This is a genomic window from Streptomyces rubellomurinus, from assembly GCF_000961885.1.
In the GTDB taxonomy this organism is placed as follows: domain Bacteria; phylum Actinomycetota; class Actinomycetes; order Streptomycetales; family Streptomycetaceae; genus Kitasatospora; species Kitasatospora rubellomurina.
This window is the reverse complement of the sequence record NZ_JZKH01000009.1, coordinates 111688-133184: the sequence shown is the minus strand read 5'-3', so window position 1 is coordinate 133184 and position 21497 is coordinate 111688. Positions and strand designations below refer to the sequence as shown.

Sequence of the window (21497 nt, the reverse complement as noted above, 5' to 3'; positions counted from 1 at the left end):
GGCGGAGGAGGAGCTGGGCCGGGCCGCCGCGGCGGCCGGCTTCCCGGACTCCCGGGCGGCGCTGGCGGTGCTGCTGCCGGCCGAGGAGCGCGAGCGGCTGGCGGGGCGGCTGGAGCGGCACCGCGCGGAGTCCGCGGCGGTGCGGCGGGAGCTGGCGCTGCCGGAGCTGGCCGAGGCCGCGGCCCGTCCGCCGGTGGACCTGGCGGCCGCGGCGGCCGCGCTGGCCGCCGCCACCGACCGGCTCGGCCGGGCGCACGCCGCGCGGGCGGCGGCGGTCGAGCGGTGCGCGGCGCTGGCCGTGATCGGGCGTCAGCTGGCCGCGTTGGCCGCCGAGTTGGGCCCGGCGCTGGAGCGGTTCGGGCGGATCAACCGGCTGGCCGGGGTGGCCGCCGGCACGTCCACCGAGAACCGGCTGCGGATGCGCCTGGAGTCGTACGTCCTGGCGGCGCGGCTGGAGCAGGTCGCGGCGGCGGCCAGCGACCGGCTGGTCCGGATGTCGGGCGGCCGCTACACCCTGGTGCACAGTGACGACCGGGGCACCGGCAACAAGCGCTCGGGGCTGGCGCTGCGCGTGGTCGACGCCTGGACGGGCACCGAGCGGGACACGGCGACGCTCTCCGGCGGCGAGGGCTTCTTCGCCTCGCTGTCGCTCGCCCTGGGCCTGGCCGACGTGGTGACCGACGAGGCCGGCGGCATGCCGCTGGACACCCTGTTCATCGACGAGGGCTTCGGCACGCTGGACGAACAGTCCCTGGAGGAGGTGATGGACGTCCTCGACGGGCTGCGCGAGCGGGACCGCGCGGTGGGCATCGTCAGCCACGTCGCCGACCTGCGCAGCCGCATCCCGGCGCAGCTGCTGGTCCGCAAGGGCCGGCACGGCTCGACCCTGGCGCTGGCCGGTCGGGAGGACGCGTAGCCGGGGAGGCGCACGGGCGAGGCGGGGAGCTGACGGGCGAGGCGGCGGGGGCGGCCGGTCAGCCCGAGCAGGCGATCCGCTGTGCCTGCTGCCAGGCGCAGACCGGGCAGAGCGTGCTGCCGGGCCGGTCGGCGGGCAGTTCGGTCGGCTCGCCGCAGAGCACGCAGTCGGCGCGCGGGCCGGTGGCCGCCGGATCGTGCCGCAGCGCGGCCTCGGCGCCGCCGCCCGGGGCGAGGTCGCAGACCGCCGGGTCGGTGGCCGGGCCGCCGGTCGCGGGGGTGTCCGTGGGGGTGCCGTCGCTCATGTCGCCTTCCTACTCCGCACCCCCGGCCGGAGGCAAGGCGACCCCGGCCCCGGCGGTCGAACCCCCGGCCGTCGAACCCCCGGCCGTCGAACCCCCGGCCGTCGAATCCCCGGCCGTCGAATCCACAGCCATCGGAGCCGGGTCGGCGGCGGCCGCGATCATGGCGGCGACGCCGTCGAGCAGCGGTCCCAGCCCGAAGGCGAACAGCGCGTCCAGGTCGAGGTCGTAGCCGTCGCTGCCGAGCTCGCCGACGACCCGGGCGAACACCGGGTGGCGCCCGCCGCCGACGATCCCGGCCAGGGCGGGTCCCTGCCGGTCCATCCACTGCTCCTCGGTCAGGCCGGTGCGGGCCTCGGCCTGGGCCTCCCGTTCGAGGTGGACGGCGATGCCCTGGACGTAGCTGTAGAACAGGACGTGCAGGTCGAGGACGGTCCTGGGGTCGAGGCCGTGGCCGTCCAGGGCGCCGAGCGCCCACTCGGCGTGGTCCATCAGCGCGGGCAGCATCAACGGGCGGGTGAGCACGCCGACCTGGGCGAGCCACGGGTGGCGCCGGTGGATCCGCCACAGGGTGTGCGCGCCGGTCTCCAGCCGCTCGCGCCAGGAGGCCGGCGGTTCGGCCGGGTAGGCCTCCTCCGCGAAGGCGGCGTCCGCCATCAGCAGGACGAGGTCGTCCTTGCCCGCCACATGTCGATAAGGGGACATCGCGGCGACGCCGAGCCGGGCCGCGACGCTGCGCATGGAGAGCGCGGCGAGCCCCTCCCGGTCGGCGATCTCCGTCGCGGCCCGGACGATCCGCTCCCGGGTCAGCTCGCCACCCTCGCCCGCCGCCTGCTCGCCGGGCATCCGGGCCGCCGACGACACCGGCGCCGGAAACGCCGACGACATCGCTGCCGGAACCGACACCGGAACCGGACCCGGCTCGGCCGGGCGCCGGCGGGCGGTGCCCGCAGCCGCGACCACGGTGCCGACCCGGGGCCGGGTCTCCACCAGGCCCTCCAGCCGCAGGGTGGTGAGCACCTTGGTGGCCGTCGCGAGCGCGACGTTCCACTCGCGGGCGATCCGGCGGGTCGAGGGCACCCGCTCCCCGGGAGCGAGGGCGCCCTCGGCGATGCGCCGCCCGATCTCGTCGGCGATCCGCCGGTACGGCGGCAGGGCGGGCTCGGGCTTCCCGGCCATACGGTGGCCCTCCTCGTGTGAGATCCGTCTCAGCGCGGCGGCCGACCACGGCTGTCCTAGTGCAGAAGCTACCAGCCACGCTCCCCTGCCGCACCCGTCCTGTCCTAGTTCAGTAGCGCCGAAAGCCCAGTTGGCGGGCCCATGCGTACGCCGTACATTCAGGCCGCGTACACCGTACGGCGCCGGCGGCCCGCAGCTCGCCGCCCGGCGCACACCGATGCGAGGGAGCCGCCCCATGAAGACCTCACCGAAGACCGCGCCGAGGACCGCGCCGAGGACCGCGCCAAAGACCGCGCCGAGGACCGTGCTCATCTCCGGCGGTGGCATAGCCGGCTGCGCACTCGCCGCCCTGCTCGCACGCCGCGGCTTCGCCCCCACCGTGGTGGAGCGCGCGCCCGGGCTGCGCGACGGCGGGCAGGCCGTCGACGTCCGGGGCGTCGCGCTGGAGGTGGTCGACCGGCTCGGGGTGCTGGGGCCGGTCCGCGAGCACCGCACCCGGATGCGCGGCATGTCCGTACTGGACGGCGAGGGCCGGGAGGTCCACCGCTCCACCGACAGCACCTACAGCTCCGGGCGGCTGGACGGCGACGACGTCGAGCTGCTGCGCGACGACCTCGTCCGCATCCTGCACGGGCGGGCCGCCGAGGAGGGCGCCGAGTTCGTGTTCGGCGACGCCGTCACCGCGCTCGACCAGGACGAGGACGGCGTGCTCGCCCGGTTCGGGCAGGCGGGCCCGCGCCGCTTCGACCTGGTGGTCGGCGCGGACGGCCTGCATTCGGCGGTGCGCCGCCTCGCCTTCGGGCCCGAGGAGCGGTTCGCCACCCACCTCGGCCTGCACCTGGCCCTGTTCAGCGCCGAGAACTTCCTGGGCCTGGAGGACTGGCAGCTGTGGCTGCGCGACGGCGGGATCGGCTTCGGCATCTACCCGGCGCGCGGCAACACCGAGCTGCGGATCGGCTTCGGCTTCGCGGCCGGGCCCCTGCCGGACGGCCCGACGCCGCACGCCCGGTCCGGCCCCGAGGCCGATCGGGCCCTGGTCGCCGAACGGATGGCGGCGCTGCGCTGGGAGCGGGAGCGGCTGCTGCGGGCCCTGGCCGACGCCCCGGACCTCACCTGCTTCCCGATGACGCAGATCCACCTCGACCGCTGGTCGCGAGGCCGAGTCACGTTGCTCGGCGACGCCGGCTCCTGCCCGTCCCCGCTGTCCGGCCAGGGCACCAGCCTCGCCCTGGTCGGCGCGCACGTGCTCGCCGACGCCCTCGCCGGCTGCGGCGGCGACCACCGCGCGGCCTTCGCGGCGTACGAGGAGCGGCTGCGCCCGTTCGTCCGGCTGAACCAGGCGCTGGCCACCGAGAACCCGGGCGGCCCGGCCTCGGAGGAGTCGGTCGAGCGGGCGAAGAACGCGATCACCCTCGACGCCTGAGCCACCCCGCCACCCCGCCGCCCCACCACCCACGCCGCCCCACCACCCACGCCGCCCCACCGGGCCGCCGCCCCCTCCGACCCGCCGCCCGGACGGCTCGCCCTAGGGTGGCGGCATGACCGCCGACCTGCGCCGCCGCCTGCTCGCCGCCCACGCCACCGCGCCGACCTACCCGGAGGTGGGCGCGACCCGGGGCGGCCGGCTTCCGGACGGCTACGCGCACCTGCGCCGCCGGGTGCACCTCGGGCACGGCCGGGCGGTGCTGGCGCGGGCCGGCCGGTACGTGCTCGGCTGGGGGAGCCAGTTGGGCACCGGGTTCGCCGTGTACCCGCACGCGCCGGCCGAGCCGGGGGCGACGGTGCTGCTGCGGCTGAGCCCGCCGGGAAGCCGGTGGCCCCGCGTGGTGATCCCCTGCCGGGTGGTGTGGACGGTGGACGAGTCGGACCGGATCGGCTTCGGCTACGGGACGCTCCCCGGGCACCCGGAGTGCGGCGAGGAGGCGTTCCTGGTGTCCATGGACGACGCGGGCGAGGTGTGGTTCGAGGTGACCGCCTTCTCGCGGCTGGCCGCCTGGTACGCCCGGCTGGGCCGTCCGGTCGCGCTGCTGTGCCAGTACCTGGCGATCGAGCGCTACCTCGCCGCCGTCGCCGCCCACTGCCGCGACCCGCGCGGCGACGGGGCCTGAGCCGGGCCCGGCCCGCGGCCCGGCCCGGCCAGCCGGGTCAGCCGAGGAACGACAGCCGCACGGTGCGCCGCGGGTTGTCCCCGTTGGTGTCGACGAACACCACGGACTGCCAGACCCCGAGGGCGAGTTGACCGCCGATCACCGGCAGCGTGGCGTGCGGGGCGACCAGCCCGGGCACCACGTGGTCGCGCCCGTGGCCGGGGCTGCCGTGCCGGTGGCGCCAGCGGTCGTCGGCGGGGAGCAGGTCGCGCAGGACGGCGAGGAGGTCGTCGTCGCTGCCGGAGCCGGTCTCCAGGACGGCGATCCCGGCGGTGGCGTGCGGGACGAAGACGTTGAGCAGGCCGTCGCGCCCGGCGGCGTGCTCGGTGAGGAACGCGGCGCAGCGGTCGGTGATGTCGAGCGCGACCTCGCGGCTGCCGGTGGTGATCTCGAAGGTGGCCGTCCGGAACCGGCCGGGGTGGGTGGGGTGAGTGGGATGGGTGTTGTCCGCCATGCCGCCATCCTGACCCAGGCCGACGGGTCGCGCGTACCGCGCCGCCGTCCGCCGGTGCCGGGCGGGCGCCGTGGCATAGGGTGGGGGGTTCGGACCAGCGCGGCCAGGCGGCGGCCGGACGGCAACCGGCCGCGGCCAGGCGGCGATCAGGCAGCGATCCAGCCGCGGCCGGGCATGACGAAAGCCCGGCGGACCGGACGGTCCACCGGGCCGAAGCCCGCGCTCGGAGCCCGAAGGCCGAGCCCGAGGCCCGTGACCCCCGAGTCGGAGGCCCGAAGCCGAAACCCCGGCCCGAAGGCCGGGCCCCCCGACGCGGCAGGCCGCCGGCTGCTAGCCGCGCCCGCCGAACAGGGTCCGCCGCAGCCGCCGCAGCGGCGCCAGCAGCTTGACCCGGGTGTGGCGGCGCCGGGCCGCCGGAGCGTCCGCGGCGGCCGGGCCGCGCGGGGTGAGCTCCCTTATCAGCCCGAGCGCCTCGGCGGTGTCGACCGCCGAGAGTGCGGGCGCGCCGAGTACGGCCAGGTGTCGGTCGATCCGGCGGCCGGTCGCGCCGACGCCGCACTGGATCGCCGGCACACGGGGCCGAGTCCGCACTTGCATGTGTTCCATCTGTTTCCCACCCCTACGAGGCGCCAGGGCCGTGAGGCGAAGACTATCCGTGACGGACGGCCTTCGCGCAACCGTCCTGGTGTGCTGCCACCGTACCGTGCGACGTCAACTGACGGCGCACCAGGGGCCACCCGGGCGGTCACGACTAGGCATCAATGATGGGTGCACGGACCGCCTCCCGCCAGCGGTGCCCGGATGCACGGACGGGCGCACGGGCCGGGTCCGCGGTGCGCCCCCGGATCGGCTTGCCCATATAGGGGACAAGCGCCACGTCGACAAAGCGATCATGAACGGCGGTCGGCGATCACCCGCGGTGCGGTCACCGGGTTCATGAAGTGAACACATTCGAGGGATTGACTCCCGGGTAAGCTCCAAGCAATATCTCTTCCAACGCACGCAGCGCACGGGTGCCCGCACCGCACCCACGCGTGTGTTCGAGTCATGAAAGACTCGATGCGGGACTCCGGCTCCCCGCGGGCCACTGCCCGGCCGCCTCGACGCTGCGGCGGCCAGGCTCGCGCGGTTGCCCGGACCGGCGGCCGGCCGTAGAGGGTCGGCCCGGCCGCCACCGACTGCCGGTGCCGCCCCCACCCGGGGCACGGCACCGGCGGTTCCGGGCCCTGGCGCCGGACCTCCCCGCCACGACGAGCCGCAAGCCCCGAGTCGCAAGCCCCGAGCCACGGCCCCCCAACCGCGGCCCCGAAGCCCCCGGGAGCCCGCCCCCGCCGGACGTCCAGGCAGGTCGGACCCGGCGGATCGGTAGACTCGGCCAGCGTGTCCCCCCTCCTCCTCAGCATCGTGCTCCCGGTCCACGGCGTGGAGCGGTTCCTGCCGCGCTGCCTCGACTCGATCCTCGGCGACACCGCCGCCGTGGAGTCCCGCTTCGAGGTGGTCGCGGTCGACGACCTCTCCCCGGACGGCTCCGGCGCGATCCTGGACGCCTACGCCGCCCGCGACCGCCGGCTGCGCGTCCTGCACCTCGACGAGAACCGGGGGCTCGGCGGCGCCCGGGCCGCCGCCCTGCCGCAGCTGCGCGGCGAGTACGTCTGGTTCGTGGACAGCGACGACTGGGTGCCCGAGCGCACGGTGAGCGTGCTGCTGGACGAGCTGGCGCAGGAGCACCGCCGCGCCACCCCGGCCGACGTGCTGATCACCGACTTCACCCACGTCTACCCGGACGGCGGGACGGAGCCCAACCCGTGGCGCCACGTGCTGACCGGCTCCCCGCTCATAGAAGGCTGCACCCTGGCCGAGCACCCGGCACTGTTCCGCACCGTGATGTCGGTGTGGAACAAGGTGTTCCGCAGAGCCTTCCTGGCGGGCCTGGACGTCTCCTTCGGCCCCGGCTACTACGAGGACATCTCGGTCACCTACCCGGCGCTGCTGGCCGCCGAGCGGCTGCGCTACCTGGACCGGCCCTGCTACAACTACCGGCGCGGCCGGGACGGCGCGATCACCGCCACCGCCTCCCCCAAGCACGCCGACGTGTTCGCCCAGTACGACGCGATCTTCGCCTTCCTCGACCGGGCCGACCGCCCCGGCCCGCCCGTCCCCGAGGCGCTGCGCACCCAGGTCTTCGAGCGGACCGTCCAGCAGGCGCTGAACGTGTACGACTCCCCCGGGCTCGTCCCCGCCGACCGGCGCAAGGACTTCTTCCGCCGGATCGCCCAGCACTTCGAGCGGCACCGCCCGGCCGGCTACCGCTTCCCCGGCGGCGTGCGCGGCGTGCAGTACCGGCTGGCGGCGCGCGGCGCCCGGATCGCCTACGCCGAGCTGCGCCGCACCGGCCGGCTGCCGCGCGAACTCAAGCGCGGCGCACGGGCGGTGGCGCCGGCGGTGAAGAAGGGGGTGCGCAGCGGCGCCCGGTTCACCGCGTACAACGCCTTCCGCCGCCTGCCGCTGGACGAGCACCTGGCGGTCTACGCCGCGTACTGGCACCGGGGTTACGCGTGCAGCCCGGCCGCGATCTACGAGAAGGCGAAGGAACTCGCCCCGCAGATCCGGGGCGTGTGGGTGGTGGAGAACCGCCGGCAGGCCGACGCGATGCCGGACGGCGTGCCGTACGTGATCGTGAACACCCCCGCCTACCTGAAGGCGATGGCGACCGCCAAGTACTTCGTCAACAACGTCAACTTCCCGCGCACGATGGCGAAGCGGCCCGGCACGGTACACGTCCAGACCCAGCACGGCACCCCGCTCAAGGCGATGGGCATGGACCTGCGCGGCCGCCCGGAGGCGGCCGAGGGGATGGACTTCGACCGGCTGCAGGAGGCCATCGACCGCTGGGACTTCCTGGTCTCCTCCAACCCGCACACCAGCGAGCACTTCGCCCGGGCCTTCCCCGGGCACTACGAGATGCTGGACACCGGCTACCCGCGCAACGACCGGCTGGCGAACGCCACCCGGGAGGAGGTGCGGGCGATGCGCGAGCGGATCGGGCTGCGGCCGGGCACCACGGCGGTGCTGTACGCGCCGACCCACCGCGGCGGCAGGGGCGGCTACCTGCCGCTGCTCGATGTCACGGACCTGGCGCGGAAGTTGGGCCCGGACTTCACGCTGCTGGTGCGCACCCACTACTTCCACACCGGCGGGCCGGGCGATCTGACGGTGGATCAGGACGCGGCCCGGATCGTGGACGTGTCGGCGCACCCGGTCGTGGAGGACCTGTACCTGGCGGCGGACGCGCTGGTGACGGACTACTCGTCGATGATGTTCGACTACGCGGTGCTGGACCGTCCGGTGGTGGTCTTCGCCCCGGACTGGGAGGAGTACCAGCGCGAACGCGGCGTCTACTTCGACCTGTTCGCGCTGCCGCCGGGCGCCGTCACGGTGGACGCGGAGGGGCTGGCGAAGGCGCTGCTGGCGGGCGATCCGGAGCCGGCGGCGCGGGCGCGGTTCCGGGCGCGGTTCTGCGTCTGGGACGACGGCGGGGCGGCGGAGCGGGTGGTGCGCCGGGTGTTCCCGGTACGGGGCTAAGCCCGGAGGGACGGCTGCGGGGAAGCGGCGGGGACACAGCGGGGACACAGCGGGGCCGGGGCCGCTCTCCGCCGGTACGGCGAGCGGCCCCGGCCCCGGGGGTGCTCAGCCGCGGCGGGCGGCCAGGAACTCCTCGAAGTCCAGGTAGCCCTGGTGCCGGGTGTCCATCGTGTGGATCAGCGCCTCGGCCATCGAGAGCGTCACGGTGTGGTCGCCCATCTCGTTGGCGGCCAGCGCGTACTCGGCCGGAGTGATCTTGCCGTCGCCGTTCTGGTCGAAGCGGTCGAACAGCGCCTTGATCTCCTCGACGCTCTGCATGGTGCCCTCCTGGTACTGCGGGGTCGTGCTCGGTTCGGACGGGCGTACCCTACCCCGGCCGTGGCACGCGCCACGGTCGGCGGGAGTGGACGGGCTCGGGGGTGGGTGTCGTAGTCTGCGGGTCTGATCGCAGGCCCGGGCACCTCCCGGGCGGTCGTTCGTCCAGGGAGGGAACCATGCTCGACCTCGTCACCAGGCTGGTGCTGAAACCCGTTTCGCGCGGGATCTGGCGCCCGGCCATCGAGGGTGCCGAGAACGTGCCGAGCAAGGGCGGGGTGATCCTGGCGAGCAACCACCTGTCGTTCATCGACAGCGTGGTGATCCCGCTGACCGCCCCCCGCCGGGTCCACTTCCTCGCCAAGGCCGAGTACTGGCAGGCGCCGGGCCTCAAGGGCAAGCTGTCCAAGGGCTTCTTCGAGGCGATCGGCGCGGTGCCGGTCGAGCGCGGCACCTACCGCTCCGCCCAGGCCTCGCTGGAGTCCGCGCTGGAGATCCTGGAGGCCGGAAAGGCCTTCGGCATCTACCCCGAGGGCACCCGCTCGCTCGACGGCCGGCTGTACCGGGGCAAGACGGGCGTCGCCTGGCTGGCGCTGACGGCGGGCGTGCCGGTGGTCCCGGTGGCGCTGGAGGGCCCGGAGCAGATCCTGCCGATCGGCAAGCGCGTGCCGCGGATCAAGAAGGTGACGGTCCGCTTCGGCGAGCCGCTGCACTTCGACGAACTGCACGGGCAGGCCCGTTCGCTGAAGGCGCGCCGCCAGGTGACCGACGAGGTGATGGCGGCGATCCAGCGGCTCTCCGGGCAGGAAGTCGTGGGGAGCTACAACGAGGTCCCGAAGGCGGCGTAGCCGCTTCACGCAGCCGCGTCCCAGGCCGGCCCGTCACGCGTGGCCCAGCACCTCGGCGGCGTCCGGGACTTCGCGGCGCAGCAGCGCGGCGTACCGCCCGTCCAGCGCCACCAGTTCCTCGTGGGTGCCGAGTTCGGCGACCTCGCCGCGGTCGAGCACGGCGATCTGGTCCGCGGCGCGCACGGTGGAGAGCCGGTGCGCGATGGTGATGGTGGTGCGGCCCGCGGCCAGGGTGTCCACCGCCTGCTGGACGGCGCGTTCGGTGCGGTTGTCGAGCGCGCTGGTGGCCTCGTCGAGGATCAGCACGGGCGGGTTGCGCAGGATCGTGCGAGCGAGCGCGAGGCGCTGCTTCTCACCGCCGGAGAAGCGGTAGCCGCGTTCGCCGACCAGGGTGTCGTAGCCGTCCGGGAGGGCGGCGATGGTGTCGTGGACCTGCGCGGCCCGGGCGGCCTCGACCAGTTCGGCGTCGCTCGCGCCCGGCTTGGCGAAGCGCAGGTTCTCGGCGACGGAGGCGTGGAAGAGGTAGGTCTCCTGGGAGACCACGCCGACCGCGCGGGCCAGGGTGCCGAAGGACAGCTCGCGCACGTCCACGCCGTCGATGGTGACCCGGCCGCCCGTCGCGTCGTACAGGCGCGGCACCAGGTAGCTGAGCGTGGTCTTGCCGGACCCGGTCTCGCCGACGACGGCGAGTGAGCTCCCGGCCGGGACGGCCAGGTCGACGCCGGCCAGGGTCGGGCGCGGCTGCTCGGGGTCGTAGCGGAAGTCGACGCCCTCGAAGCGCACCTCGCCGCGGATCCGGTCGAGGGTGACGGGCCGGGCCGGCTCGGCGATGTCCACCGGCAGGTCGAGGTACTCGAAGATGCGCTGGAAGAGCGCGAGCGAGGTCTGCACGTCGACGCCGGTGGAGAGCAGGCCGACGGTCGGGCGGAACAGGCCCTGCTGGAGGGTGACGAAGGCGACCAGGGTGCCGACCGAGACGATCGGCGCGCCGCCGGCGGCGGTCAGGCCGGCCGCCCAGTAGATCAGGGCGGGCATCGCGGCCATCACGATCATGATGGTGTTCATCCGCCAGCGCCCGGCCATGCTCGCCCGCACCTCCAGGTCGGCGAGCTGGTCGGACTGCGCGGTGAACTCCCGCGCCAGGGAGTCGGAGCGGCCCATGGTGCGGCCGAGCAGGATGCCGCTCACCGACAGCGACTCCTGGACGGCCGAGCTCATCGCGGCCAGCTGCTTCTGCCGCTCGGTGGTGATCTTCTTGCGCTCCCGGCCGACCCGGCGGCTGATCCAGACGAACAGCGGGAGCAGCAGCAGCGAGACGACGGTCAGCCGCCAGTCGAGGGCGACCATGGCGGCGACGGAGGCGACCACGGCGGTGAAGTTGGAGGCCAGGCTGGTCGCGGTGGACGTCACCGTGGACTGCATGCCGCCGATGTCGTTGGCGATCCGGGACTGCACCTCACCGGTGCGGGTGCGGGTGAAGAAGGCGAGCGACTGGCGCTGCAGGTGGCCGTAGACGGCGGTGCGCAGGTCGTGCATCACGCGCTGGCCGACCGTGGTGGATATCAGCGTCTGCAGGACGCCGAAGACGCTGCTCACGACGGCCGCGAGGACCATTCCGAGCGCCAGCAGGCTCAGCAGCCCGGTGCGGCCCTGCGGGATGGCGGTGTCCAGGACGGCGCGGAGCAGGAACGGCGTGACGACGGACACCACGGCGGTGGCGGCGACCAGCAGGCCGACCAGGGCGAGGCGGCCCGTGTACGGGCGGAAGAGTGCGAGGATGCGCCGCCACTGGGCCGGCGGGCGGGTTTCGCCCTCGGGGCGCGGGGGCGGGGTCCAGTCGATGGTGGCATGCCGCAAGGGCGGCCTCCCTGGGGTTCGGGCGCGCGGCGGGGCGCGCCGGCGGACGGGTTCGGGCACGCCGCGGGCACGGCCGGTGGGGCCGTGCCGGGCGGGCGGCCTCAGCATAGCGGGGTTAGCTCATAGTTAGGCAAGCTAATAGTGAGGGTTGCTCTATTCCCTGGCACTCCCCGGCGCCGAGGCCGCCCGTCCGCTTGGTTGTCCGACTGTCCGCTTGTCCGCTTGTCCCGCTCTCGGTCCGGCCCGCGGGTCCGGTATCTCAGTTCGTCCGGTAGGTGCGCGCCGCCTTGGAGGAGAGGCCGCCCAGGCCGCCGGACGGCAGCAGGCGGGCCAGCGCCACCACGGCCTTGTAGCGCTTGCCGGGCACCGACAGCGACTTGCCCCGGGCCAGGTCGCGCAGCGCCTCCTCCACCACCCGCTCCGCCGACAGCCACGACCAGCGCGGGATGTTGCCCGTACCCATGCCGGCCCGCTGGTGGAACTCGGTGCGGGTGAAGCCCGGGCACAGCGCCATCATCCGCACCCCGGTGCCGCCGAGGTCGCGCAGCACGCCCTGGGTGAAGCTCACCACCCACGCCTTGCTCGCCCCGTACGTGCCGCGCGGCAGGAACGCGGCCACCGAGGCGACGTTCACCACCGCGCCCCGGCCGCGCTCGCGCATGCCCGGCAGGGCGGCCGTGGTCAGCCGCAGCACGGCCTCGATGTGCACCTTCAGCATGTCCAGCTCGTCCTGCAGCGGGACCGTCCCGAACGCGCCCTTGTTGCCGAACCCGGCGTTGTTGACGAGCAGGTCCACCGGGCGGGCGGAATCCGCGAGGCGGGCCTCGACGACCGCGATGCCCTCCTCGGTCGCGAGGTCGGCGGTCAGCGCCTCCGCCTCGACGCCGTACTCGGCGTGCAGGGCGGCGGCGGCGCGCTCCAGGCGCTCGGTGTCGCGGGCCACCAGGACGAGCCGGTGGCCGCCGCGGGCGAGTCGGCGGGCGAACGCGGCTCCGATGCCGGCGGTCGCGCCGGTGATCAAGGCTGTGGTCATGCCCAGACCGTACCGACTCCCCGCAGCCACGCCCACACCCCGGGCAACCCCCCAGCTCAGCGGGCTGCGGATGCAGGCAGTCGGTCGTGCTCGTAGTGTCGGACAGGGGCATCGCCCGACCGGGCGGTGACGACCGGATGAGGAGGCACATCTGATGCTTACTCAGTTCAGGACCACCACGACCCGGGCGCCGCTGGCGTCGCCGGACGAGCTCGATGCGCTCGGCACGCTGATGGTGGAGGACGAGGCCGTCGTCAGCGACGCGCCCACGTACCGTCCCGAAGCCCAGGGCACGCTGCTGCTGGCGGGGCTGCTGCTGCTCGCCCCGAAGCAGCCCAAGGAGAAGGGCCGGTAGCCGAACGCGCCGACCGGCCCCCCGGGCCTCACGGGACACCCGGCCGCTGACGCCGCCGACGAGTGCGGCCCCGCCGCCGGGCCCCGCGAAGCCCCCTTCGAGGAGGACCACGCAACCATGCCAACCGCCGAACCCTCACTGCGCGACGAGTACGCCGCGGCGGTCGAGCGGGTGGCGGGCCGGACCCTCGACGCCCTCCGGGGCGCCGGGGGTGCGGTCGCGCTCGCGCCCGTACTCGGCCCCGAGCCCGGTCCCGAGCTCGCCTCCGCGCCCGGCCCCGAGCCCGCCTCCGGGCCTGGTGGCGCCGCATCCGGAGCCGTCGAACCGCCCCGGTCGCTGCTGGCCGCCCTGCGCGTCGTCGGCCCCGACCTCTTCGCGCCGCAACTGCTCGGCGGCGCGGCGCCCGACGAGCCCACCGCCCTGCTGCTCGCGCAGGCGCACCGGGTGTTCCCGCCGATGGCCGCGACACGGGCCGGGCAGGGCACCGGAGCCCCGGACGGGAACGCGGTGGTGGCCGCCTGGCGGGACTGGGCCGCCGGGGTGCTGCTCGTCCGGGCCCTCGGGGCCGGCCCCGGGTCCGCTGATCCGCCGGTCGGCGTTGATCCGCCGGTCGACGGCTCCGCCGGTTCGGCGGAACGCTCCGTCACCGAGCCCGCGCCCGCGCCGGCCACCGTTCCCGGTCACGCCGCGTGGCCGGACCCGGCCGCCTGGCAGGCCTGGTCGATCCGGATGGCGCAACTCTCCGCACTCGCACTGCCCGGCCTCGACGGCGCCGTCCACCGCACGGCCCGCGCCCACCCCCTGGCCCTCGCCCGGGGCGCCGTCCGCTCGATGCTGCGCCGCGACCACCGGGCCGCCGCCCGGCTCGCCCGCTGGCTCGCCTGGTCGCGGGCCCAGGGAATCGCCCTGCCGCTGGACGTCGAACCGATCATCGCGCGGATCCGCGTGGTCAGCGACGGCAGCGCCCGCACCGCCCTCGAACTGGCCATCGCCGAAGCACTCCTGGACACCGCCGGGGAGCGGGCATGACCGACCACGAAGTCCTCGCCACCGCCCAGCGGATCGGCTCGCGCGCGCTCGCCTGGCTGGACGCCTCGCACGAGACCGGCTTCGGCGCACTCGACGACAACGTCACCATCGACATCGCCGACCCCAACAACGCCTACAAACCCATCGGGGAATGCGCGCTGGCCGCCTCGCTGGTGCTGCGCGAAGGCGTCACCGGCCCCGCCGACGCCGACCGCGCCCGCCGGATGCTGGCCTTCGGCTGGGCCCAGCTGCGCGACGGGAACCTGCTGTACGAACGGCAGCTGCGGCACATGCTGATGACCGACCCGCTGGAGGTCTACGCCCACTTCGTCCGCGCCGGCTACCGGCACCCCGCACTGGAGGAACTGGTGCGCTCGCTCGGCGAGCTGCGCTCCGTGCACGCCGCCGAGACGGCCCCCAACCGCCGCCTGGCCATCGCCAACGCGCGCCGCGTCGCCGGGCTCGACCACCGGGGCCCGGACTGGGCGCACCTCACCGCCGCCACCTGGCTCGGCGCCACCCCCGAACCCTGGGCGCTGGACTGGTTCACCGGCTACGACATCACCCACACCGTCTTCCACCTCACCGACTGGGGCGCCCGGCCCGAGGACCTGCCCGAGCCGCTGCGCGCCTACGTCCGCGACTGGCTCCCCGTCTGGCTCGACATCTGGCTGGAGGTCGGGCAGTGGGACCTCGCCGCCGAACTCCTCGTCGTCGACTCGTGCATCGGCGAACCGGTCACCGGACGGGAGGGCTGGGAGGCGCTCGCCGCCGTCCAGCGCGAGGACGGGCTGATCCCGCGCGACAACGCGCAGCCCGTCGCCGAGGAGCCCGAGCAGGCGTTCAAGGACCACGAGCACACCGCCGTGGTCGCCGTCGTCGCCAGCACCGTCACCCTCTCGCGTGCGCTCGGCGGCGCCACGGCGGCGGTCGGGTGAACGCCGCGGACCGGGTGAGGGCGGCCGATCGCTCCTCGGTACCCGAGCGGCCGTCCACGGCCGACCGGCTGTGTGCGGCCGTGGTGCGGGCAGCACAGCCGTACGCGACGGCGGTGACGGTGGCGCTGGCGCACCGGGGGCGGGAGGAGGTGCGCTGCCACGGACGGCTGGCGCGCGGACCGTCCGCGCCGTGCACGCCGGACACCGTCTTCGAACTCGGCTCCGTCAGCAAGACGTTCACCGCGCTACTGCTCGCCGCGATGGCCGCGCGCGGCGAACTCGCCCTGGACGACCCGCTGGAGCACCACCTCCCGCGCAACTGGCGCCCGCCGTCCGTCCGTTCCGGCGAGCCGATCCGGCTGCTGCACCTCGCCACCCACACCTCCGGTCTGCCCCGGCTGCCGCCCGGACTGCTCGCGGGCGCCGTCCCGGCCTGGTTCAGCAATCCGTACGCCCGCTACGGCGAGGAGCAGTTGCGTTCCGCACTCGCCCGAACCACCGTGCAGGGAAAACCCGGTGGCCGGTACGCCTACTCCAACTACGGTGTCGGCCTGCTCGGGCGGCTGCTCGCCGAAGCGGGCGGGGCGCCGTACCCCGAGCTGCTCGCGGACCGGATCTGCCGGCCGCTCGGGCTCCGCACCACCGGCTGCGCGCCCGACCCGCCGAACCGGGCCACCGGGTACCGGCGCGGACGGGCGCTGCCGCCCTGGCACATCCCCGGACTGCCCGGCGCCGGCGCCGTCCGGGCCGGCGGCGCCGATCTGCTGCGCTTCCTGCTGGCCCATCTACGGCCTGCGGAGGGTGAGTTGGCCACCGCTCTCGGTGACGTGCAGCGGCCGAGACTGCGGCTGCGGCACTCCGGCGACCAGCTGTGCCTGGTCTGGAACCACCGCCGCCCGGGCGGCCGGGACCTCTACTTCCACACCGGCGGCACCCGCGGCTTCACCGCCTTCGCGGGCTTCTCGCCGCTTACCGGCACCGCCGTCGCCGCGCTCGCCAACACCGGGCCCGGCCTGGACGGGCGGTTCCTGCAACGCGGTTACGAGCTGCTGCGGGCACTGGCGCTGGAGGCGTGAGCGCGCGGGGACGGCTTCTGGAAGCGCGGACGACAAACCCGGAGACGTCGGCGGTCGTCCCCGGGATACTGGTCGGCCATGGATGAGATCGAAGTCGTCGTCGCCCATTCCGAACGCGCGACCCTGCGCGTCGGCGACGTGTTCCTGAAGGTGGACACCGATCAGGCGCGCATCGACGCCGAGGTCGAGGCGATGGCCCTCGTGCCGGTCCCGACGCCGGAGGTCCTGTGGCGCAAGCCGCCCGTGCTCGCGCTCGCCGCGCTCCCGGGGGCGACGCTCGGACGCCTCGGCGGGCCGTCGACCGGGTCGCCGGCGGCGTGGGCCGCGGCGGGCGCCGCCATCCGGACGCTGCACGACGCGCCGCTGCCGCCCCGGCTCGGCCGCGCCGGGCGGAGCACCGCCGCGCTGGCGGCGGAACTCGACGAGGAGTGCGCGGCGCTCGTGGCGCACGGCATCCTGCCCGCCGACCTGGTCGCCCGCAACCGCCAGGTCGCCGAGGCCGCGTTCCGGCCGTGGACGCCGGCGTTCACCCACGGCGACCTGCAGATCGAGCACGTCTTCGTCGACGGCGACGAGGTCACCGGCATCATCGACTGGTCCGAAGCGGGCCGGGGAGACCCCCTGTACGACCTCGCCACCTTCACGCTCGGACACGAGGAGCACCTCGACGACGTCATCGCCGGCTACGGCACCGGCATCGACGTCGACCTCGAGGTGATCCACGCGTGGTGGTCAATGCGGAGCCTGCTGGTGGTCCGCTGGCTGAGCGAGCACGGCTTCGACCCCTTCCTGCCGGGCTGCGAGGTCGACGTGCTGAGGTCCCGGATGTGAGGCCGCGGCGACGGAAGCCGTTCCATCAGGAGTGGCCATGAGTGGTCGGGAGTGGTCGGGAGTGGTCGGGAGTGGTCAGGCCGCGACGGCCTTGGCGCGGTCGGTGGCGATGTGCAGGGCGAGGCCGGCGAGGACGGTGCCCATCGCGTAGCGCTGGATCCGCAGCCAGGTCGGGCGGCGGCCGAGGAACGTGGCGATACTGCCCGCGCCGACCGCGATCAGACCGTTCACGGTGACCGCGATCACGATCTGGACCAGGCCCAACACCAGGCTCTGCGCGGCGACATGGCCGCGCTCCGGTGCCACGAACTGCGGCAGCAGCGAGAGGTACACGATGACGATCTTGGGGTTGAGCAGGCAGGTCAGGAAGCCCATCGCGAACAGCTTGCGCGGCGGGTCCGGCGGCAGCGCCTGCGGGGCGAACACCGCCGCCCCGCCCGGCTTCACCGCCTTCCACGCCAGCCAGAGCAGGTAGCCGGCGCCCGCCAGCTTGATCGCGGTGTACAGCGCGGGCACCACCGAGAACACCGCGGCCACCCCGGCCGTCACCGCCACCAGGTACACCAGGAACGCGGACGCCACCCCGGTCAGGGACACCAGGCCGGCCCGGCGGCCCTGGGCTATCGAGCGCGAGACCAGGTAGATCATGTTCGGGCCCGGCGACAGCGCCATGGTCAGGGCCACGGCGGCGATCCCGAGCACGGCATGCCCGTCCACGACGTGCCCGTCCACGGCAGAGAGCAGCTCATCCATGCGAGGAGGCTAGGGCGGGCCGCCTGCTCGATGCAATGATGACTTTGCACTCGGTGCAATCCGGGGCGGCAGCCAAAGGCAGCGAACAGCAGAGAGCAACAGGGCACAGCACCGCACAGCTGCGACAGCAGCGACAGCAGCGACAGCCCGGAGGGACCGACCGGCCGTGGACGACTACCGCGCGATCGCCGACCAGATCGCCGCCGACATCACGGCCGGGCGACTGCGGCCCGGCCAACAACTGCCCACCCAGCGCGACTTCGCCCGCCGCCGGGGCATCGCCGCCTCCACCGCGACGCGCGTCTACCGCGAACTGGTCCGGCGCGGACTGACCACCGGCGAGGTCGGGCGCGGCACCTTCGTCCGGGCCGGCGGCGGTGCGGGCGACGCGGCCGGCGGCGGGCAGGTCGCGCTCGCCGAACCGGGCGCCGCGCCCGTCGACCTGGAGCTCAGCTACCCGTCCGTCCCCGAGCAGTCCGCGCTGCTCGCCGCCGGGCTCGCGCCGCTGCTGCGGCCGGACGCGCTCGGCGAGGCGCTGCGGCCGGTCGGCGCGGCCGCGACGGCGGCGGCACGGCAGGCCTTCGCCGGGCTGGTCGGCGGCCCCGACTGGGACGCGCCGGAGGACGCCGTGCTCTTCGCGGGCAACGGGCGCCAGGCCGTCGCGGCGGCGCTGGCCGCCCTGGTGCCGCCGGGGCAGCGGCTCGGGGTCGAGGAGCTGACGTACCCGGTGGTCAAGGCGATCGCCGAGCGGCTGGGCATCCGTCTGGTGCCGCTGCCCGTCGACGAGGACGGGCTGCTGCCCGAGGCCGTCGCCGCCGCGCACCGGGCGACGCCGCTGCGGGCCCTGTACGTCCAGCCGCGTGTGCACAACCCGCTCGGGGCGAGCATGCCGCCGGAGCGGGCGGCGGCGCTGGCGGCGCAGCTGCGGCGGCTGGACCTGCCGGTGGTCGAGGACGCGATCTGGTCCTTCCTGCGCCCGGACCTCGCGCCGTTCGCCGCGCTCGCGCCGGAGCGGACGGTCCTCGTCGACAGCCTGTCCAAGCGGCTCGCGGCGGGGCTGAGCGTCGGGTTCGCGGTGGTGCCGGCGGCGCTGCGCGAACGGGTCGCCGGGGCGCTGCGCGCGGGCGGGTCGACGCCGAGCGGCTACGCGCTGGAGGCGGCGGTGCGCTGGATCGGGGACGGCACGGTGGCGGCGGTCGCGGCGGCCAAGCGGGCCGACGCCGCGGCGCGGCTGGAGCTGACGCGCGAGGTGCTCGGCGGGCGGCGGGTGCTGGCCGACCTGTGCTCGTACTTCGCGTGGTGGCGGCTGGCGCCGCCGTGGCGGGCGGAGACCTTCGTCGCGGCGGCGGCCCGGGCCGGCATCTCCGTCACCCCGGCGGCCGCCTTCGCGGTCGACCCCCGGCGCTCCCCGCCCGCCGTACGGATCGGGCTGGCCTCCCCGCCGCTGCCGGTGCTCGCCCGGGCCCTCGCGACGCTGGAGCGGATCGCGGCGGCGGGGCCGGAGGCGGCGGCGGGTGCTGACACGGGGGCGGCGGGCGCCAGAACGGAGGCTGCGGGCTCCGGCACGGAGGCGGCGGCGGGGATCGGCGAACAGATCACAGGCGACAGATAACAGATGACAACTTTCAACATCTGTTATCTGTTATCTGTTCGCTGACATCTGTCAGCTGTTCGCTGTTCGCTGTCAGTTGTCCGCCGCCGCCGCGGTGCCCACGGTGGTGCCAGTGCTGGCGAGGGCGCCCGGCGCCTGCGGGGGTGCCGCAGCCGCCGGGGCCTGCGCGTCGGGCGACGCCCACGAGGTGGCGGGGGCCGACGCGCCCGCCGAGGTCGACGGGCCGGGGGTGCCGGGCGTCTGGCCGCCGGCGGTGGGCGTCGGCGTCGGCGACGGCGTGCTCCCGGCCGCGACCGTGTGGTCGGTCATGCAGCCCCTGCCGCTGTCGCAGGTGACGCGCTTGCCGTCCAACGTGGCGACAGCACTGTGCAGTTGGCGGTCGCCGTTGCCGTCGACGGTCACGGAGAACGTGACCGTCGCGCTGCCGCCGACCGGCAGGTCGCCGGTCCAGGTCAGCTTCCCGTCCTAGACCGCGGCGGTGCCGGAGGCGGCCTGGACGTCGCCGTTTGTAGGCGGCGTCGTCCAGCACCTTCAACAGGTCGTCGGTCACGGTGGCGCCCTTGGCCTCGTCCGCGCCCTTCTGGGCGACGGTCACGCTGTAGGCCACCTTGGTGCCCGTCGCCACCGACGAGCCCGGCTTGGGGTCGGCCGTCGTGGAGAAGACGTAGGAGCCGGTCGCCGCCGGGTCCTGGTAGGTGTACGGACCGGCGGTGGCGGCCCCGGCCGGGGTGGTGACGGTGACGTCGACCTTCCCGGCGGCGTTCGCGGCGGGGGCGGTGGCGGTGATCCGGGTGTCGCTGTCGACCGTGAACCCGGTGGCCGGCACGGAGCCGAAGGCCACCGCGGTCGCCCCCGTCAGGTGGGTGCCGGTGAGGGTCACGGTGGCGCCGCCGGCCAGCGGGCCGTGGTCGGGCGTCAGCCCGGTCACCACCGGTGCGGGGGCCTAGACCTGTGTGGCGAGGCCGGCGCTCCCCACCGGCTCGTTGCGGCCGTTGCGGGCGTCGGCGGCGCCGGACAGCGCGACGTTGACCATGGTGGCGTTGGCGCGCTCCTGGGAGCCGGTGTTGGGGACGTCGAGGGTGACGGTGTAGGCGGTGTTCGCCGGCACGGGCCCGGCCGGGCCGGCGATCCGCACGATGGAGTCGGCGCGGGCGGGGCTCGCCAGGGCCAGCAGGCCTAACGCGGTGGTCGCCGTGGTGAGCAGCGCCGCAGTACGGCGGGCCGGCGTCGCGGCCAGGGTGGAACGGGACATGAGCGTCCTTCATGAGGGATCGGGCCGCGCCACGACGGGTGGTCCCGGTCCGGCGCGGGGATGTGACCGCCGTGACGGGCCGGGCGAGAGGAATCAAAGGTTCCGATTGTGAAACGCCTTCACATCGGCTGGTTCTGTCGCTGCGGCCGCCCGGCGCCGGACATTAGCGTCGCTGCTCCAACTCCCGGCACCGGCAAGGACAGCGGCAGCTCCGTGCCCCCGAACGGCACCTACGACCCGGACCTGAGCACCAACCCGCCCTCCGAGGTGATCACCCGGTTCAGTGGGCCCGAGTTCTTCGACGAGCTCGCCGCCCTGCTGAACCGCACGCCGCTCAACCCGCCGGACGACCGGACGTCCGCCCTCCTCGCCGAGCTGGGCGTCCACCCCCACGACCAGGACCGGCTGCCCGACCCCGAGGTCCTGGGCCTCGCCAAGGCCGAAGGCCTGGAGCTCATCAAGCACCACCGGGGCCCCACGCCCGTCAACGGCTGGACGTTCTTCACCACCGGCATCGGCACCTACGGCACCGACTACCTGCAGCGCGCCTACGTCGCCACGATCGGGCTCGGCGCCAACTCCCCAAGGACGCCCTCTACCCCACGGCGAGCGCCTCGGCCAGCGACGACACCGGCGCGCCGATCGCCTACACCCTCACCTTCCCCGAGGGCCAACTGCCGCCCGTGGCAGCCTTCTGATCGCTGACCGCGGACGACTCCGACAGCTTCCTCGTCGCCAACGCCGACGACATCTACGGCCGTCGGCCACTTCGCCGAGCCGCTGGCCGGCCCGGACGGCGCCACCACCCTCTACGTCCAGGCCGAACCGCCCGCCGACGCCGACCTGCAGACCGCCAACTGGCTCCCCATCCCCACCAGCGGCACGTTCACCGTCACCCGGCGCCTCTACGCCCCGATCACCGACGAGATCCCCGCGGACTGGCCGCCAGCCCTGACCCCGGCCGACGAAGCCGTCTGACACCCGGCAGACGCGGCCGCGCGCGGCTACGAGCGCCGCAC

At 75.0% G+C, this 21497-nt stretch carries 22 protein-coding genes and 2 pseudogenes; 13 read left to right on the top strand and 11 right to left on the bottom strand.

Features of this window, described 5'->3' with window-relative positions:
• A partial coding sequence (locus VM95_RS07290; RefSeq protein ID WP_045693188.1) for an SbcC/MukB-like Walker B domain-containing protein occupies positions 1-916 on the top strand: 916 nt, incomplete at its 5' end.
• A 58-nt stretch (positions 917-974) separates the two neighbouring features.
• On the opposite strand, the gene VM95_RS07285 is transcribed toward VM95_RS07290, so the two are convergent.
• Complete coding sequence (locus tag VM95_RS07285; RefSeq protein WP_045693187.1) at positions 975-1220, bottom strand: hypothetical protein; 246 nt, start codon at positions 1218-1220, stop codon at positions 975-977.
• A gap of 9 nt (positions 1221-1229) precedes the next feature.
• Positions 1230-2396, bottom strand: coding sequence for a TetR/AcrR family transcriptional regulator C-terminal domain-containing protein (locus VM95_RS40040; protein ID WP_078859666.1), 1167 nt, complete (start codon positions 2394-2396; stop codon positions 1230-1232).
• Between the two features lie 235 nt (positions 2397-2631).
• On the opposite strand from VM95_RS40040, the gene VM95_RS07275 reads away from it, so the two are divergent.
• On the top strand, positions 2632-3819 hold the full coding sequence (locus VM95_RS07275; protein ID WP_078859665.1) for an FAD-dependent monooxygenase: 1188 nt from the start codon (positions 2632-2634) through the stop codon (positions 3817-3819).
• A 115-nt stretch (positions 3820-3934) separates the two neighbouring features.
• Complete coding sequence (locus tag VM95_RS07270; protein ID WP_045693185.1) at positions 3935-4504, top strand: DUF1990 family protein; 570 nt, start codon at positions 3935-3937, stop codon at positions 4502-4504.
• 37 nt (positions 4505-4541) lie between these two features.
• Here VM95_RS07270 and VM95_RS07265 read toward each other — a convergent pair whose 3' ends face one another.
• Positions 4542-4997, bottom strand: coding sequence for a YjbQ family protein (locus VM95_RS07265; protein WP_078859664.1), 456 nt, complete (start codon positions 4995-4997; stop codon positions 4542-4544).
• A gap of 330 nt (positions 4998-5327) precedes the next feature.
• Complete coding sequence (locus VM95_RS07260) at positions 5328-5603, bottom strand: hypothetical protein (RefSeq protein ID WP_078859663.1); 276 nt, start codon at positions 5601-5603, stop codon at positions 5328-5330.
• 774 nt (positions 5604-6377) lie between these two features.
• Here VM95_RS07260 and VM95_RS07255 point away from each other — a divergent pair.
• Positions 6378-8579 carry a bifunctional glycosyltransferase/CDP-glycerol:glycerophosphate glycerophosphotransferase gene (locus tag VM95_RS07255; RefSeq protein WP_045693183.1) on the top strand — a complete coding sequence of 734 codons (2202 nt, stop codon included), beginning with the start codon at positions 6378-6380 and terminating at the stop codon, positions 8577-8579.
• Between the two features lie 105 nt (positions 8580-8684).
• Here VM95_RS07255 and VM95_RS07250 read toward each other — a convergent pair whose 3' ends face one another.
• Positions 8685-8897 (bottom strand): EF-hand domain-containing protein, encoded by a 213-nt coding sequence (locus VM95_RS07250; protein ID WP_045693182.1) that lies wholly within the window; start codon positions 8895-8897, stop codon positions 8685-8687.
• Positions 8898-9073: 176 nt separating this feature from the next.
• Here VM95_RS07250 and VM95_RS07245 point away from each other — a divergent pair, with 176 nt between their 5' ends.
• The gene (locus VM95_RS07245; RefSeq protein WP_045693181.1) at positions 9074-9742 is read left to right on the top strand and encodes a lysophospholipid acyltransferase family protein; all 669 of its coding nucleotides are present in this window, start codon (positions 9074-9076) and stop codon (positions 9740-9742) included.
• A gap of 33 nt (positions 9743-9775) precedes the next feature.
• Here VM95_RS07245 and VM95_RS07240 read toward each other — a convergent pair whose 3' ends face one another.
• Both VM95_RS07240 and VM95_RS07235 read right to left on the bottom strand, forming a co-directional pair.
• A complete protein-coding gene (locus VM95_RS07240) occupies positions 9776-11599 on the bottom strand; it encodes an ABC transporter ATP-binding protein (protein ID WP_045693180.1) in 1824 nt (607 codons plus the stop codon).
• Between the two features lie 259 nt (positions 11600-11858).
• Positions 11859-12632 carry an SDR family NAD(P)-dependent oxidoreductase gene (locus VM95_RS07235; protein ID WP_045693179.1) on the bottom strand — a complete coding sequence of 258 codons (774 nt, stop codon included), beginning with the start codon at positions 12630-12632 and terminating at the stop codon, positions 11859-11861.
• Positions 12633-12786: 154 nt separating this feature from the next.
• On the opposite strand from VM95_RS07235, the gene VM95_RS07230 reads away from it, so the two are divergent.
• The 5 genes from VM95_RS07230 (at position 12787) to VM95_RS07210 (ending at position 16861) form a co-directional block, all read left to right on the top strand.
• Entirely contained in the window at positions 12787-12987 is a 201-nt protein-coding gene (locus VM95_RS07230; RefSeq protein ID WP_045693178.1) for a hypothetical protein, read from the top strand.
• Positions 12988-13104: 117 nt separating this feature from the next.
• The gene (locus VM95_RS07225; RefSeq protein ID WP_045693177.1) at positions 13105-14016 is read left to right on the top strand and encodes a serine/threonine-protein kinase; all 912 of its coding nucleotides are present in this window, start codon (positions 13105-13107) and stop codon (positions 14014-14016) included.
• Positions 14013-14954 (top strand): DUF6895 family protein, encoded by a 942-nt coding sequence (locus VM95_RS07220; RefSeq protein ID WP_045693176.1) that lies wholly within the window; start codon positions 14013-14015, stop codon positions 14952-14954. Before VM95_RS07225 ends, VM95_RS07220 begins: the two co-directional genes overlap by 4 nt.
• An 80-nt stretch (positions 14955-15034) precedes the next feature.
• Positions 15035-16030, top strand: coding sequence for a serine hydrolase domain-containing protein (locus VM95_RS07215; protein ID WP_107072874.1), 996 nt, complete (start codon positions 15035-15037; stop codon positions 16028-16030).
• Between the two features lie 78 nt (positions 16031-16108).
• Positions 16109-16861: a phosphotransferase gene (locus VM95_RS07210; protein ID WP_045693175.1), complete on the top strand. Its 753-nt coding sequence runs from the start codon at positions 16109-16111 to the stop codon at positions 16859-16861.
• 75 nt (positions 16862-16936) lie between these two features.
• Here the strand turns inward: VM95_RS07210 and VM95_RS07205 are convergent, their stop codons facing one another.
• The gene (locus tag VM95_RS07205; protein ID WP_045693174.1) at positions 16937-17614 is read right to left on the bottom strand and encodes a LysE family translocator; all 678 of its coding nucleotides are present in this window, start codon (positions 17612-17614) and stop codon (positions 16937-16939) included.
• Positions 17615-17780: 166 nt separating this feature from the next.
• Here VM95_RS07205 and VM95_RS07200 point away from each other — a divergent pair, with 166 nt between their 5' ends.
• Complete coding sequence (locus VM95_RS07200) at positions 17781-19226, top strand: aminotransferase-like domain-containing protein (protein WP_063773462.1); 1446 nt, start codon at positions 17781-17783, stop codon at positions 19224-19226.
• Positions 19227-19298: 72 nt separating this feature from the next.
• Here the strand turns inward: VM95_RS07200 and VM95_RS43155 are convergent, their stop codons facing one another.
• From VM95_RS43155 to VM95_RS07185, 3 genes and pseudogenes are all read right to left on the bottom strand, one after another.
• Positions 19299-19628 carry a hypothetical protein gene (locus tag VM95_RS43155; RefSeq protein WP_167352898.1) on the bottom strand — a complete coding sequence of 110 codons (330 nt, stop codon included), beginning with the start codon at positions 19626-19628 and terminating at the stop codon, positions 19299-19301.
• A gap of 349 nt (positions 19629-19977) precedes the next feature.
• A pseudogene (locus VM95_RS44155) lies at positions 19978-20106 on the bottom strand (IPT/TIG domain-containing protein); the annotation flags it as partial.
• Positions 20107-20169: 63 nt separating this feature from the next.
• Entirely contained in the window at positions 20170-20478 is a 309-nt protein-coding gene (locus VM95_RS07185) for a hypothetical protein (protein ID WP_045693171.1), read from the bottom strand.
• A gap of 213 nt (positions 20479-20691) precedes the next feature.
• On the opposite strand from VM95_RS07185, the gene VM95_RS07180 reads away from it, so the two are divergent.
• Together VM95_RS07180 and VM95_RS45575 are read left to right on the top strand one after the other, a co-directional pair.
• The gene (locus VM95_RS07180) at positions 20692-21183 is read left to right on the top strand and encodes a DUF1254 domain-containing protein (RefSeq protein WP_045693170.1); all 492 of its coding nucleotides are present in this window, start codon (positions 20692-20694) and stop codon (positions 21181-21183) included.
• Positions 21184-21225: 42 nt separating this feature from the next.
• Positions 21226-21456: pseudogene (locus tag VM95_RS45575) on the top strand (DUF1214 domain-containing protein); the annotation flags it as partial.
• Between the last annotated feature and the right edge of the window lie 41 nt (positions 21457-21497).

Coding starts and splice junctions, on each gene's coding strand:
- VM95_RS07285 (WP_045693187.1), bottom strand. CDS start 1,220: ATGAGCGACGGCACCCCCACGGACACCCCCGCGACCGGCGGCCCGGCC.
- VM95_RS40040 (WP_078859666.1), bottom strand. CDS start 2,396: ATGGCCGGGAAGCCCGAGCCCGCCCTGCCGCCGTACCGGCGGATCGCC.
- VM95_RS07275 (WP_078859665.1), top strand. CDS start 2,632: ATGAAGACCTCACCGAAGACCGCGCCGAGGACCGCGCCGAGGACCGCG.
- VM95_RS07270 (WP_045693185.1), top strand. CDS start 3,935: ATGACCGCCGACCTGCGCCGCCGCCTGCTCGCCGCCCACGCCACCGCG.
- VM95_RS07265 (WP_078859664.1), bottom strand. CDS start 4,997: ATGGCGGACAACACCCATCCCACTCACCCCACCCACCCCGGCCGGTTC.
- VM95_RS07260 (WP_078859663.1), bottom strand. CDS start 5,603: ATGGAACACATGCAAGTGCGGACTCGGCCCCGTGTGCCGGCGATCCAG.
- VM95_RS07250 (WP_045693182.1), bottom strand. CDS start 8,897: ATGCAGAGCGTCGAGGAGATCAAGGCGCTGTTCGACCGCTTCGACCAG.
- VM95_RS07245 (WP_045693181.1), top strand. CDS start 9,074: ATGCTCGACCTCGTCACCAGGCTGGTGCTGAAACCCGTTTCGCGCGGG.
- VM95_RS07235 (WP_045693179.1), bottom strand. CDS start 12,632: ATGACCACAGCCTTGATCACCGGCGCGACCGCCGGCATCGGAGCCGCG.
- VM95_RS07230 (WP_045693178.1), top strand. CDS start 12,787: ATGCTTACTCAGTTCAGGACCACCACGACCCGGGCGCCGCTGGCGTCG.
- VM95_RS07225 (WP_045693177.1), top strand. CDS start 13,105: ATGCCAACCGCCGAACCCTCACTGCGCGACGAGTACGCCGCGGCGGTC.
- VM95_RS07220 (WP_045693176.1), top strand. CDS start 14,013: ATGACCGACCACGAAGTCCTCGCCACCGCCCAGCGGATCGGCTCGCGC.
- VM95_RS07210 (WP_045693175.1), top strand. CDS start 16,109: ATGGATGAGATCGAAGTCGTCGTCGCCCATTCCGAACGCGCGACCCTG.
- VM95_RS07205 (WP_045693174.1), bottom strand. CDS start 17,614: ATGGATGAGCTGCTCTCTGCCGTGGACGGGCACGTCGTGGACGGGCAT.
- VM95_RS07185 (WP_045693171.1), bottom strand. CDS start 20,478: ATGTCCCGTTCCACCCTGGCCGCGACGCCGGCCCGCCGTACTGCGGCG.